The sequence below is a fragment of the Pseudomonas sp. LBUM1659 genome (assembly GCF_059716045.1).
The window spans coordinates 518,502-532,221 of the sequence record NZ_CP166797.1; the positions used below are offsets into that span (position 1 = coordinate 518,502).

The window sequence follows — 13,720 nt, forward strand, 5'->3', positions numbered from 1 at the left end:
TCCTCAGCAGTCCAGTGGGTTGAGTTTTTCCGGGTTGATACCGAACTTGGTGATGGCTTCAGCCACGACCTTAGGTTCGATGTCACCACGGTCAGCCAGTGCTTCCAGGGCTGCCAACACCACGAAATGACGGTCGACTTCGAAGAAATGACGCAGTTTCTTGCGGCTGTCGCTGCGGCCGAAACCGTCGGTGCCCAGGACTTTGAATTCCTTGGACGGGACCCACTGACGAATTTGCTCAGCGAACAACTTCATGTAGTCGGTAGAAGCAATGACCGGACCTTTACGGCCGTTCAGGCACTCTTCGACGAAGCTCAGTTTAGGCTTCTGGCCCGGGTGCAGACGGTTGGTGCGCTCGACGGCCAGGCCGTCGCGACGCAGTTCGTTGAAGCTGGTAACGCTCCACACGTCAGCGCCGACATTGAACTCTTCACGCAGAATCTTCGCCGCTTCACGGACTTCACGCAGGATGGTGCCGGAGCCCATCAGCTGAACGTGGTGCGCCGCTTCGCGGGTGTCTTCTTCGAGCAGGTACATGCCCTTGATGATGCCTTCTTCCACACCGGCCGGCATGGCTGGCTGCTGGTAGGACTCGTTCATCACGGTGATGTAGTAGAAAACGTCCTGCTGCTCTTCGGTCATCTTCTTCATGCCGTCCTGGATGATCACCGCCAGCTCGTAGCCGTAGGTTGGATCAAAGGTGCGGCAGTTTGGGATGGTGGCAGCCAGGATGTGGCTGTGGCCGTCTTCGTGTTGCAGGCCTTCGCCGTTCAGCGTGGTCCGGCCGGCGGTGCCGCCGATCAGGAAGCCACGGGTACGGCTGTCGCCAGCGGCCCAGGCGAGGTCGCCGATACGCTGGAAGCCGAACATCGAATAGAAGATGTAGAACGGCAGCATTGGCTGGTTGTGGCTGGAGTACGAAGTACCGGCGGCGATGAAGGAGCTCATGGCGCCCGCTTCGTTGATGCCTTCTTCGAGGATCTGGCCCTTCTTGTCTTCCTTGTAGAACATCACCTGGTCTTTATCGACTGGCTCGTAGAGCTGGCCGACGGACGAGTAGATGCCCAACTGACGGAACATGCCTTCCATACCGAAGGTACGGGCTTCGTCCGGAATGATCGGAACGATGCGCGAGCCGATTTCCTTGTCCTTGACCAGCTGCGCGAGGATCCGCACGAAGGCCATGGTGGTGGAAATTTCACGGTCGCCCGAGCCGTCCAGGATAGCCTTGAGGGTATCGAGTGGCGGGGTTGGAATGTCGAAGCTCTTGGCGCGGCGCTGCGGCACGAAACCGCCCAGTGCAGTGCGTCGCTCGCTCAGGTAGCGGGCTTCGGCGCTGTTTGGCTCCGGCTTGAAGAACGGCAGGTTTTCCAGCTCGTCGTCTTTGACCGGAATGTCGAAACGATCGCGGAACAACTTCAGGCTGTCGACATCGACTTTCTTGGTGTTGTGCGCAGTGTTTTTCGCTTCGCCGGCACCGGTGCCATAACCTTTGATGGTCTTGGCCAGGATGACAGTCGGTTGTTCTTTGTGGTTGACCGCTTCGTGGTACGCCGCATAGACCTTGTACGGGTCGTGGCCGCCACGGTTGAGTTTCCAGATCTCGTCGTCGGACAGATCGGCAACCATCGCCTTGAGTTCTGGCGAGTTGAAGAAGTGTTCACGCACGAACGCGCCGTCTTTGGCTTTGTAGTTCTGGTACTCGCCGTCGATGACTTCGTCCATGCGACGTTGCAGGATGCCGTCGACGTCTTTGGCCAGCAGTGGGTCCCAGAAACGGCCCCAGATGACTTTGGTCACGTTCCACTGAGCACCGCGGAACACGCCTTCGAGTTCCTGGATGATCTTGCCGTTGCCGCGAACCGGGCCGTCGAGGCGCTGCAGGTTGCAGTTGATGACGAAGATCAGGTTGTCGAGCTTCTCGCGGCCAGCCAGCGAGATTGCGCCCAGGGATTCCGGCTCGTCACACTCGCCGTCGCCCAGGAAGCACCAGACTTTTTGCTTGCCTTCAGGAATGAAGCCACGGGCTTCCAGGTACTTCATGAAACGTGCCTGGTAGATCGCCTGGATCGGACCCAGACCCATGGATACAGTCGGGAACTGCCAGAAATCAGGCATCAGCCACGGGTGCGGGTAAGACGACAGACCGTTGCCATCAACTTCCTGACGGAAATTGTTCATCTGGTCTTCAGTGATGCGGCCTTCCATGAATGCACGGGCGTAAACGCCTGGCGAGGTGTGGCCCTGGAAGTAGATCAGGTCGCCGCCGTGTTCGTCGGTCGGCGCCTGGAAGAAATAGTTGAAGCCAATGTCATACAGGGTTGCGCTGGAGGCGAAGCTGGAGATGTGACCGCCCAGGTCAGAATCTTTCAGGTTCGTACGCATCACCATGGCCATCGCGTTCCAGCGTACCAACGAGCGAATGCGGCGTTCCATGAACAGGTCGCCAGGCATGCGTGCTTCGTGGGTAACGGGAATGGTGTTGCGGTATGGCGTGGTGATGGCGTAAGGCAGTTGCGAGCCGCTACGGGTCGCCAATTCGCCCATACGGGTCATCAGATAGTGAGCGCGGTCTTCGCCTTCTTTGTCGAGAACCGATTCCAGGGCGTCCAGCCATTCCTGGGTTTCGACGGGATCGAGGTCTTGCATGGCTTGCTCCAGGGCGGAAAGGCTTCCAGAATCGGTTGCCTGAGTTTGCGACTGGCCTTGTGGGCAGACGATATAAATTCTTGGATTGCCGAGAGGTTGTTCCGGCGGCGTGTAGTTTTACTACAAATCATCGGGCATTTCAGCCTTTCGAATGTATATACGAGTAGTAAAACTACAGATGAATGGCTTGTGGCCTCCGGCTGCGTTGTGAGAATAATCGTTAAGGTTGGTCTTTTGCCAACCACAAAAGGTGAAAGCTTGATGTTTGCTGCCAAAAATAAAGAATTTTCAGCTATTTCTAACTTTTGTTCGACAGTCCTTCAGGTAGTGGGTTTTCACAAATCACTACATGCAGGCGTCTCTACGCCGATCAAGGATAGACCATGAGCCTCCCTACGCTTGCCGAACTGCCCGGCATTCTTCTGCCGTTTGTCACCCGCGCCGAGCAGTCGTTCCGTACCGCGGTTGCGGCACTTGAAGACCACCATGGCCTGTCGGCCTGGACGCCTGAACGCTGGGCACAATTTGCCCGCGTCACTGCGTCCAGCGACTTCGTGACTGAACAAAGTGTGCGTGACCCTTTGATGTTGCTGGCGCTGGTGCAGTCCGGTGAACTGGACCGTAGTTTCGCCCCCGGCGAGTTGTGCGGGCAGATTGCGGCGGCGGTGGATGCGGCGCAAACCGAAGACGAACTCGGCCGCGCCCTGCGTCGTCAGCGCACCCGCCAGCAAGTGCGGATCATCTGGCGCGACCTGACCCGTCAGGCCGACCTGGTCCAGACCTGCCGCGACCTCTCGGACATGGCCGATGCGAGCATCGATCAGGCCTATCAGTGGTTGTACTCGCGTCATTGCCAGCAGTTCGGCGTGCCGACTGGCCGGCGCAGTGGCGAACCGCAGCAGATGGTCGTCCTCGGCATGGGCAAACTGGGCGCCGTGGAGCTCAATCTTTCGTCAGATATCGACCTGATCTTCGCTTACCCCGAGGGCGGCGAAACCGTCGGCGTGAAGCGCTCGCTGGATAATCAGGAGTTCTTCATTCGTCTGGGCCAACGCCTGATCAAGGCGCTGGACCCGATGACCGTCGATGGCTTCGTGTTCCGCGTCGACATGCGGTTGCGGCCGTACGGTTCGTCCGGTGCATTGGTCCTGAGCTTCAATGCGCTGGAGCAGTATTACCAGGATCAGGGCCGTGACTGGGAGCGCTACGCGATGATCAAGTCGCGGGTGGTGGCGGGCGATCAAGTGACCGGCGCGCAATTGCAGGACATGCTGCGCCCGTTCGTTTACCGGCGTTACCTGGACTTCTCGGCAATCGAAGCGCTGCGCACCATGAAGCAGTTGATCCAACAGGAAGTTCGGCGCAAAGGCATGGCCGACAACATCAAGCTCGGCTCCGGCGGCATCCGCGAAGTCGAATTCATCGCCCAGGCCTTTCAGCTGATCCACGGCGGTCGCGACTTGAGCCTGCAACAACGCCCTCTATTAAAAGTACTGAACACGCTGGAAGGGCAAGGCTATCTGCCGCCGGCGGTGATCAGCGAGTTGCGCGAAGGTTACGAATTCCTGCGTTACACCGAACACGCGATCCAGGCGATTGCCGACCGCCAGACCCAGATGTTGCCCGATGGCGCGGAAGATCAGGCGCGCATCGCCTTTATGTTGGGTTTTGCCGACTGGGACGCTTTCCATGAGCGGCTGATGTATTGGCGTGGCCGCGTGGCCTGGCACTTCGCTCAGGTGATCGCCGATCCCGACGAAGAAGAAGGCACGGAAAGCGAAGTGGTGGTGGGTGGGGAATGGTTGCCGCTGTGGGAAGAAGCTCAAGACGAAGAAGCGGCTTGCCGTCAGTTGGAAGAGGCTGGTTTCAAGGAGGCTACCAAGGCCCTGAAAGCCTTGGCCGGTTTGCGCGGCAGTCCGCAACTTCGGGCGATGCAGCGTTTGGGGCGTGAGCGCCTTGATGCCTTTATTCCGCGCTTGCTGGCGCAGGCCGTCGAGCATGCCAATCCCGATCTGGTGCTGGAGCGCGTGCTGCCGCTGGTTGAAGCCGTGGCCCGTCGATCTGCGTATCTGGTGTTGCTGACCGAAAACCCCGGCGCGCTGCGGCGTTTATTGACCTTGTGCGCCGCGAGCCCGTGGATCGCCGAGCAGATCACCCGTTTCCCGCTGCTGCTCGACGAATTGCTCAACGAAGGCCGGCTATTCAAGCCCCCCCTGGCGCCGGAACTGACCGCCGAATTACGCGAACGTCTGATGCGGATTCCCGAGGACGACCTCGAACAGCAGATGGAAGCCCTGCGTCATTTCAAACTGGCGCACCGCTTGCGGGTCGCTGCTTCGGAAATCGCCGGCAGCCTGCCGCTGATGAAAGTCAGCGATTACCTGACCTGGCTCGCCGAAGCGATTCTTGAACAAGTGTTGGCCCTGGCCTGGCGCCAGACTGTGGCCAAGTACGGCACGCCATTGCGCACTGACGGTAAGTTGTGCGATCCCGGCTTCATCATTGTCGGTTATGGGAAAGTCGGCGGGCTGGAACTCGGACATGTTTCGGACCTTGATCTGGTGTTTATCCATGATGGCGATCCTGTGGCAGAAACGGACGGACCGAAACCGATCGATGGTGCGCAATTTTTCACCCGGCTCGGGCAGCGGATCATTCACTTGCTCACGGCCCAGACCAACTCCGGTCAGCTGTATGAAGTGGACATGCGCTTGCGACCTTCGGGCGCATCGGGGTTGCTGGTGAGTTCGCTCGGTGCATTTGCCCGTTATCAGGAGGGAGATGCCTGGACCTGGGAGCATCAGGCGCTGGTACGGGCGCGGGTGCTGGTGGGCAGCGAGGATGTCGGTCGGGCATTCGAGCAGGTTCGCGCGGCGATACTGGGCAAGAAGCGAGACCTGGCGACCCTGCGCCAGGAGGTCAGTGAGATGCGCGCGAAGATGCGCGATAACCTTGGCACTAAGAGTACGACGGCCGGGACCGGGGCAAATGCCTTCGAAGCCACGGCGCCGTTCGATCTCAAGCAGGACGCCGGAGGTATCGTCGATATTGAATTTATGGTGCAATACGCGGCCCTGGCGTGGTCCCAAACGTGCCCGTCATTGCTGCGCTGGACCGACAACATCCGCATTCTGGAAGAGTTGGAACACGAAGGGCTGATGCCCGTCGAAGACGCCAACTTGCTGCGCGAGGCCTATAAAGCCTACCGCTCCGCCGCTCACCGGCAGGCCTTGCAGAAGGACGCCGGGGTGATACCAGGCGACCAGTTCGCGGACGAACGGCGACAGGTAGTGCGGATCTGGCGCGAGCTGGGATTAAGCTGAAACAGGATAGTTGCAACACTCAATACCCAATGTAGGAGCGAGCCTGCTCGCGATAGCGGAGTGTCAGTCGCCATTAATGTTGGAATGACGGCCTCATCGCGAGCAGGCTCACTCCTACAGTAGATCTGCAGTGTTTTGTAGAATTCTCGAGGCGGGGGAGGCGTATGCCTCCCCGGTTCGTTTTTGGAAACCACATGAAAATTCTGATCGTTGGGCCCAGTTGGGTCGGTGACATGGTGATGGCGCAGACACTGTTTCAGGGTCTCAAGCAGCGCCACCCGCAATGCGAAATCGACGTCCTGGCCCCCGAGTGGAGCCGGCCGATCCTGGAGCGCATGCCCGAAGTCCGGCAGGCCTTGAGCTTTCCGCTCGGCCACGGTGCTTTGGAGCTGGCGACCCGTCGGCGCATCGGTAAATCCCTGGCCGGCCAGTACGACCAGGCGATTTTGTTGCCCAATTCGCTGAAGTCGGCGCTGGTGCCATTCTTCGCCGGCATCCCGAAACGCACCGGCTGGCGTGGCGAGTTCCGCTACGGCCTGCTCAATGACGTGCGCACGCTGGATAAAGAACGTTATCCGCTGATGATCGAGCGTTTCATGGCCCTGGCGTACGAGCCCGGCGCCGAACTGCCGACCCCTTATCCACGCCCGACTTTGCAAATCGACCCGGTCACCCGTGAAGCGGCGCTGGCTAAATTCGGCCTTGCCCTCGACCGTCCGGTGTTGGCGCTGTGCCCCGGCGCGGAGTTCGGTGAGGCCAAGCGCTGGCCGTCCGAGCATTACGCCAAGGTCGCCGAAGCGAAGATTCGCGAAGGTTGGCAAGTCTGGTTGTTCGGGTCGAAAAACGATCACGCCGTGGGCGAAGACATCCGCGCTCGGCTGATTCCCGGTCTGCGTGAAGAGGCGGTCAACCTTAGCGGCGGCACCTCGCTGGCCGAAGCCATTGATCTGATGTCCTGCGCCGACGCGGTAGTGTCCAACGACTCCGGCCTGATGCACGTCGCTGCCGCGTTGAACCGCCCGTTGGTGGCGGTCTATGGCTCGACGTCGCCGGGTTTCACCCCGCCGTTGGCCGAGCACGTAGAAGTGGTGCGCCTGGGCATCGAATGCAGCCCATGCTTCGATCGCACGTGCCGTTTCGGTCATTACAACTGCTTGCGCCAGCTCATGCCGCAAGCAGTGAACGAAGCCTTGCAGCGGTTGCAGGGCACTGTGGTCGAGGTCAAATAGTTTGCGGGTTCTGCTGATCAAGACTTCCTCGCTGGGCGACGTGATTCACGCGCTGCCGGCACTGACCGACGCGGCACGGGCGATTCCCGGCATCACGTTCGACTGGGTGGTGGAAGAAGGCTTTGCCGAGATCCCGACCTGGCACCCGGCCGTGGGCAAGGTGATCCCGGTGGCGATCCGCCGCTGGCGCAAGAACCTCTGGCTAACCATCAAGAGTGGCGAGTGGAAGCGCTTCAAACAAAGCGTTCGCGCTGAAAAATATGATCTGGTGATCGACGCCCAAGGCCTGCTGAAAAGTGCCTGGCTGACGCGCTACGTCAAGGCGCCGGTCGCGGGGCTGGACAAGGATTCGGCACGTGAGCCGATGGCTGCGCGCTTCTACTCCCGTCGCCTGGCGGTGGGCCGTGGGCAGCACGCGGTAGAGCGGGTGCGTCAATTGTTCGCCCTGGCGTTGGGCTACGACTTGCCAAAAGGCTTGGGCGATTACGGCCTGAACGTCGAGCGACTGGTGGAACTGCCGCGCAAGAATCCGTATGTGCTGTTCCTGCATGGCACCACGTGGGACACCAAACACTGGCCGGAAGCCTACTGGCGTGAGCTGGCTGAGCGCGTCGGTTATCTGGGCGTCGCTGTGAAGCTGCCGTGGGGCAATCCCATCGAGAAGGCCCGGGCCGAGCGCATCGCCGCCGGTTTCCGTCATGTCGAAGTGTTGCCAAAGTTGAACCTGGCCGGTGTCGGCAAGGTATTGGCCGGCGCACAGGCTTGCGTGGCGGTGGATACGGGACTCGGTCATCTGGCCGCCGCGCTCGATGTACCTACCCTGTCGCTGTTCGGTCCGACCAATCCGGGCCTGACCGGTGCCTACGGCAAGGCGCAGATTCACATCGCCAGCGACTTCCCCTGCGCACCGTGCCTGCAAAAAAAATGTACGTACCAGCCGACGGACCAGGATGCCCGTCAGTTTGACCTGAAACGCGAGTGGCCCCTGTGCTTCACGCGTCTGAATCCCGAGCGTGTCGCGACCCGACTGAGCACGTTGTTACTGGCTGAGGAGCTGCGTTGATGCAATTGGCATTCGTTTTGTACAAATACTTTCCGTTCGGGGGCTTGCAGCGCGACTTCATGCGCATCGCCCTGGAATGCCAGCAGCGCGGCCATCAGATTCGCGTCTACACGCTGATCTGGGAGGGCGACGTTCCGCCGGGTTTCGAAGTGCTGGTGGCGCCGGTCAAGGCGTTCTTCAACCATCGGCGCAATGAAAAGCTCAGCGAGTGGATGGAAGCGGATCTGGCCAAGCGTCCGGTGGATCGCCTGATCGGTTTCAACAAGATGCCGGGCCTGGACGTTTACTACGCCGCCGACGGCTGCTTCGAAGACAAGGCGCAAAACCTGCGTCATTCGCTGTACCGCCGTTGGGGCCGCTACCGGCACTTCGCCGAATACGAGCGCGCGGTGTTCGCCAAGGACGCCAAGACCGAAGTGCTGATGATTTCAGAAGTGCAGCAGCCGCTGTTCATCAAGCATTACGACACGCCGCTGGAACGTTTTCATTTGCTGCCGCCGGGCATCTCCCAGGACCGTCGCGCGCCGGCCAATGCTGCCGAGATTCGTGCCGGATTCCGGAGCGAATTCAACCTGAAAGACGATGAGTTGCTGCTGGTGCAAATCGGTTCCGGGTTCAAGACCAAGGGTGTGGATCGCAGCCTCAAGGCGCTGGCCGCATTGCCCGCTGATCTGAAGAAGCGCACCCGGCTGTTTGTAATTGGCCAGGATGACCCCAAATTATTCCAGATGCAGAGCGCCACCTTGGGGCTCGGCGACAACGTGACGTTCCTCAAGGGCCGTAGCGATATCCCGCGTTTTCTGCTCGGTGCCGATCTGTTGATCCACCCGGCGTATAACGAAAACACCGGGACGGTGTTGCTCGAAGCCTTGGTGGCCGGGCTGCCGGTATTGGTCAGCGCGGTGTGCGGTTATGCCCATTACATCGCCGAGGCCGACGCCGGGCTGGTGTTGGACGAGCCGTTCGATCAGGCACAACTGACCCAGTACCTGACCGGCATGTTGAACGACGCTCAAGCACGGGCGGCCTGGAGCCGCAACGGTCTGGCCTTCGCCGAGACGGCCGACCTCTACAGCATGCCGCAGCACGCGGCCGATGTGATTCTGGCGGAGCACGCTTAATGAAGTTGATGCTGGCTGAACCGTTCAAGAGCCTTTGGGCCGGACGCGATGCGTTCACCGAAGTCGAAGGCCTCGAAGGCGAGGTTTACCGTGAACTGGAAGCGCGCCGAACCCTGCGCACTGAAGTAAACGGCAATGGTTTTTTCGTGAAGATTCACCGTGGCATCGGCTGGGGCGAGATCTTCAAGAACCTGCTGACGGCCAAGCTGCCGGTCCTCGGCGCGGGTCAGGAATGGAAAGCCATTCAGCGCCTGAAAGAAGTCGGTGTGCCGACCATGACCGCCGTCGCTTACGGCGAGAAGGGCAGCAATCCGGCGGACCAGCACTCATTCATCGTCACCGAAGAGCTGGCGCCTACTGTCAGCCTCGAAGACTTCAGCATTGATTGGGTCAAAAACCCGCCCGAGCCGAAACTCAAGCGAGCGCTGATTGCCGAAGTCGCGCGCATGACCGGCATGATGCATCGCGCCGGGGTCAACCATCGCGACTGCTACATTTGCCACTTCCTGCTGCACACCGACAAACCGGTAACCGCTGACGATTTCAAACTCTCGGTGATCGACCTGCACCGTGCGCAGACCCGCCCGGCGATCACTCAACGCTGGCGCAACAAAGATCTGGCGGCCCTGTACTTTTCGGCCCTGGACATTGGCCTGACCCGGCGCGACAAATTGCGTTTCCTCAAGGGTTACTTCCAGCAGCCGCTGCGCCAGATTCTGGCCGAGGAAGCCTCGCTGCTCGCCTGGCTTGAGGGCAAGGCCAATAAACTTTATGACCGTAAACAGCGATATGGGGATGCACTCTGATGGCGGGTTGGAAACTGGAGCCCGCTTATAGCGATCTGGCAGAAGATTTCGGCAGCCTTGAAGCGGTGTTTGCGCTCCAGGGTGAGCGGCTGACCCGTGATCTGTTGTCCGAGGTCATCCGCGTCAATCGCAACGGCGTCAATTACTACGTCAAACGCTACACCGGCGCCGGCAAAGGCCTGCGCCGTTATCTGGGCAAACCCCGGGTGAAGGCCGAATGGCAGAACCTCAAACGCTTCGCCAAGTGGGGCATTCCCACTGCGGAAGTGGTGGCCTGGGGTCTGGAGCGTCGCGGCGCGGCCTATAATCGTGGGGCGATGATCACGCGCGAACTGCCGAACACTGAAGACCTGTCGGCCCTGGCTGAGCGGCACGATCCCAAATTGTCGGACCGCGCCTGGGTCGACTCGGTCAGCCGGCAGTTGGCCAGTTATACCCGGACCATGCACGACCATCGTTTCACGCATAACGATTTGAAATGGCGCAATCTGCTGATCGACGATCAAGCCCGGCTGTTCCTGATCGATTGCCCCAATGGTGATTTCTGGCACGGCTTCTGGCTTAAATACCGGATCACCAAAGATTTGGCCTGCCTCGACAAGGTGGCCAAATACCACCTGTCGGCCACCCAGCGCCTGCGCTTTTATCTGCAATATCGCCAGCGTGACCGGCTCAATGCCGCCGACAAGAAACGGATCCGGCACGTGGTGAGATTTTTCGAGGGACGCGAATGACTGATTTTCTGGCCGCTGAAGACCGTGCGCTGCTTGAGCGCCATGGCCTCGGCACGTTCGATGCGCTCTGGGCCAAACAGCTCGACGCCGTGGATGAACCCAACACCGTCGGCGGTGGCTGGAGCAGCGTGTTTCGACTCGATCTGGAAGGTCGTGGTTACTACCTCAAGCGCCAGAGCAACTACCTGACGCGTACCTTTCACGCGCCATTCGGTGAACCGAGTTTTGCCCGTGAGTTTCGCAACATCAGCCGTTATCAAAAGCTGGGCATACCGGCGCTGCAAGCGGCGTTTTTTGGTGAGCGCAAAGTCGACGGTGAAGTCCGCGCGGTGCTGCTGACCCGCGCGCTGGACGGTTGGGATGATCTCGATTCGCTGTTGCAGCGCTGGTCGGGCCTGACCGAAGTGCAACGCTCGGCCATTCTCAAAGCCTGTGGCGTTCTGGCGCGACGGCTGCACGGCGTGCGTCAGGTTCATGGCTGCTTCTATCCCAAACATATTTTTCTGCAAGCCGCGGGTGACGGTTATCAGGCGCAGTTGATCGACCTGGAAAAAACCCGGCCGCTGCTGTTCGGTCAACGTGACCGGGTCAAGGACCTGGAACCTTTGCTGCGCCGCGCGCCGGAATGGACCGAAGCGCAGTTGCGCGAGTTGTTGGCGGTCTATGTCGATCAGTCGCAGAACAGTTCGCTGGTGGACAGTTGGGTTTCGCGTCTGACCGCGCGGCGCAGTCACAAGGAGAAGCGTTGATGCGCTTGTCCGAACTGAAAGGTGCCGGCCGCAGCCCGAGCCTGCCGATGAGTATTTCGCTGGCCGATGCCGCCGGCCCCGCCGAATTGCAGCTGCTGAGTTTGCTGCGGGTCCTGCCGGGGCAGCGTTACGTCGGTGCCGGTGTCTGGCGCGGTCGGCCGGTGCTGGCCAAATTGTTGGTCGGCAGCAAAGCCGCGCGGCATTTTCAGCGTGAACTGAACGGTGTGCGTTTGCTCGCCGATCAAGGCCTGACCACGCCGCAATTGCTGGCAGATGGCCTGAAGGAAGGCGAGGGCGGCTGGCTGTTGTTCGATTTCCTCGAAGGCGCCGAGAGCCTGGGGGATACCTGGAAACAAGTCGAACACTTGCCGGTGCTGGCAGATATGCAAGGCGCCGTGCTGGCCGAGGCGTTGGGTGCTATCGGCCAAATGCATCGCAAGGGGCTCTGGCAGGAAGACCTGCATCTGGACAACCTGTTGCGGCAGCGCGGTCGGTTGTACCTGATCGATGGCGGCGGCGTCTGTGCTGAAACGCCGGGACAGCCGCTGTCACGAAACAAAGTCCTGGAAAACCTCGGCGTGTTTTTTGCGCAGTTGCCCAAGACGCTGGAACCGTTCATTGAAGAATTGCTGGTGTATTACCTGTTGAGCAATGGCGAGCACGCCTTGCCCATGGAAGCCTTGCAGAAACAGATCGACAAGGTTCGCGCCTGGCGTTTGAAGGACTTTCTCATCAAGGTCGGCCGCGAATGCACGCTGTTCAGCGTCCAGCGCGGGGCGTTTGCCTTGCGGGCGATTCGTCGCGAGGAAGAAGCAGCAATGCTGCCGGTGCTGGAGCAGGCCGACGCGCTGCTCGATCAGGGCCATTTGTATAAGACCGGTGGTGCGGCGAGTGTAGGAAAGGTCGAGATCGATGGGCGGACGCTGGTAGTCAAGCGCTACAACATCAAAGGCTTTGCTCATTGGCTCAAACGCTTCTGGCGTCCGAGCCGTGCCTGGCACTCCTGGCGCGAAGGCAATCGCCTGGCGTTCCTCGGTATCGCCACGCCCAAGCCGCTTGCATTGCTGGAGGCGCGTTTTTTCTGGCTGCGCAGTCGGGCCTATCTGGTGACCGAGTACTTGCCGGGGCCGGACATCATCGAGCGTTTTGCCCCCTACGTTGAAAACGGCAATGCGCCGGAAGCAGAGTTGCTGGCCCTGGATCATTTGTTCGCCGAGCTGATCGGCGAGCGCATCAGTCATGGTGACTTCAAGGGCCACAACCTGTTCTGGCAGGAAGATCGCTGGGCGCTGATTGACCTGGACTCGATGTGTCAGCATGGCTCGGTGGGCAGCTTTGCCCCGGCCTATGCGCGGGATCGGGCGCGGTTTATGCGCAACTGGCCTGAGAGCAGTGCGCTGTATCAGGTCATTGATCAGCGTCTGCCCAAAGACATCTCCAGCGCTGCCTGAATCGCCATCGCGAGCTTGCTCCGGGCGGCGTTCCGACGATGGGGCCCGATGGGCCAGCCAAGATTAGGGGACAAGAATTTATGAATCGTCCTACATGATCAGCAGACCCCATGAACTGTGCCCTGAATAGCCACGATGCTAGTTTGCCTGACGTTCATGGAGGGCAAATTTTGACGATAAAAATGGCTGTTATGTTGGGTACATTCTCACTCGCACTGACCGGCTGCGGGACCACTATGACGGTGCTGCAAGATGATGAAGACGCAGCCCGCAGTCTCAGAAAACAAAAAACCTACTGTCAGTCCATTCCCCGCATTTACAGCGGTCTGGCCTATGACTTTTGCGTATTGAATGCCCCACCGGATCCTACCGGCATCCTCGTGCCGTTCGTGCTGCTGGACCTGGGCCTGTCGGGTGTCTGCGATACAGTGTCCTTGCCGTATACGATCTATCGCCAGGCTACAGACGGCAATCTCAGGATTTACTGGCGCGCAGGCCGTGGATAAGCGGGGCGCCATGCTTTAGTCCAGTTGGGACAATAAGCGCTGGGTCATTCCCGCCATGTTTACGCTATAATCCCGCCCTTTAGCTGTCT

At 59.9% G+C, this 13,720-nt stretch carries 11 protein-coding genes; 10 read left to right on the plus strand and 1 reads right to left on the minus strand.

Translation table 11 applies throughout. From position 1 onward, the window contains the following. Positions 1-3: 3 nt before the first annotated feature. On the minus strand, positions 4-2,649 hold the full coding sequence (aceE, locus tag ACA048_RS02360) for a pyruvate dehydrogenase (acetyl-transferring), homodimeric type (RefSeq protein ID WP_497627778.1): 2,646 nt from the start codon (positions 2,647-2,649) through the stop codon (positions 4-6). On the opposite strand from aceE, the gene ACA048_RS02365 reads away from it, so the two are divergent. From ACA048_RS02365 to ACA048_RS02410, 10 genes are all read left to right on the plus strand, one after another. Continuing rightward, entirely contained in the window at positions 2,644-3,036 is a 393-nt protein-coding gene (locus ACA048_RS02365) for a hypothetical protein (protein WP_497627779.1), read from the plus strand. The genes aceE and ACA048_RS02365 overlap by 6 nt on opposite strands. Then, positions 3,033-5,972: a bifunctional [glutamate--ammonia ligase]-adenylyl-L-tyrosine phosphorylase/[glutamate--ammonia-ligase] adenylyltransferase gene (gene glnE, locus ACA048_RS02370; protein WP_497627780.1), complete on the plus strand. Its 2,940-nt coding sequence runs from the start codon at positions 3,033-3,035 to the stop codon at positions 5,970-5,972. Before ACA048_RS02365 ends, glnE begins: the two co-directional genes overlap by 4 nt. Before the next feature lie 194 nt (positions 5,973-6,166). Continuing rightward, positions 6,167-7,201 carry a lipopolysaccharide heptosyltransferase II gene (waaF, locus tag ACA048_RS02375; RefSeq protein WP_497627781.1) on the plus strand — a complete coding sequence of 345 codons (1,035 nt, stop codon included), beginning with the start codon at positions 6,167-6,169 and terminating at the stop codon, positions 7,199-7,201. Position 7,202: 1 nt separating this feature from the next. Next, the gene (waaC, locus tag ACA048_RS02380; protein ID WP_497627782.1) at positions 7,203-8,264 is read left to right on the plus strand and encodes a lipopolysaccharide heptosyltransferase I; all 1,062 of its coding nucleotides are present in this window, start codon (positions 7,203-7,205) and stop codon (positions 8,262-8,264) included. Next, positions 8,264-9,385 carry a glycosyltransferase family 4 protein gene (locus ACA048_RS02385; protein WP_497627783.1) on the plus strand — a complete coding sequence of 374 codons (1,122 nt, stop codon included), beginning with the start codon at positions 8,264-8,266 and terminating at the stop codon, positions 9,383-9,385. Before waaC ends, ACA048_RS02385 begins: the two co-directional genes overlap by 1 nt. Then, positions 9,385-10,191, plus strand: a complete 807-nt coding sequence (gene rfaP, locus ACA048_RS02390; protein ID WP_223520065.1) for a lipopolysaccharide core heptose(I) kinase RfaP — start codon at positions 9,385-9,387, stop codon at positions 10,189-10,191. The genes ACA048_RS02385 and rfaP overlap by 1 nt, the downstream gene beginning before the upstream one ends. Then, positions 10,191-10,925: a lipopolysaccharide kinase InaA family protein gene (locus ACA048_RS02395; RefSeq protein ID WP_497627784.1), complete on the plus strand. Its 735-nt coding sequence runs from the start codon at positions 10,191-10,193 to the stop codon at positions 10,923-10,925. Before rfaP ends, ACA048_RS02395 begins: the two co-directional genes overlap by 1 nt. Then, positions 10,922-11,674: a lipopolysaccharide kinase InaA family protein gene (locus tag ACA048_RS02400; RefSeq protein WP_497627785.1), complete on the plus strand. Its 753-nt coding sequence runs from the start codon at positions 10,922-10,924 to the stop codon at positions 11,672-11,674. The genes ACA048_RS02395 and ACA048_RS02400 overlap by 4 nt, the downstream gene beginning before the upstream one ends. Then, positions 11,674-13,125 (plus strand): lipopolysaccharide kinase InaA family protein, encoded by a 1,452-nt coding sequence (locus tag ACA048_RS02405; protein ID WP_497627786.1) that lies wholly within the window; start codon positions 11,674-11,676, stop codon positions 13,123-13,125. The genes ACA048_RS02400 and ACA048_RS02405 overlap by 1 nt, the downstream gene beginning before the upstream one ends. 170 nt (positions 13,126-13,295) lie before the next feature. Beyond that, the gene (locus ACA048_RS02410) at positions 13,296-13,631 is read left to right on the plus strand and encodes a YceK/YidQ family lipoprotein (protein WP_497629793.1); all 336 of its coding nucleotides are present in this window, start codon (positions 13,296-13,298) and stop codon (positions 13,629-13,631) included. Positions 13,632-13,720: the final 89 nt, after the last annotated feature.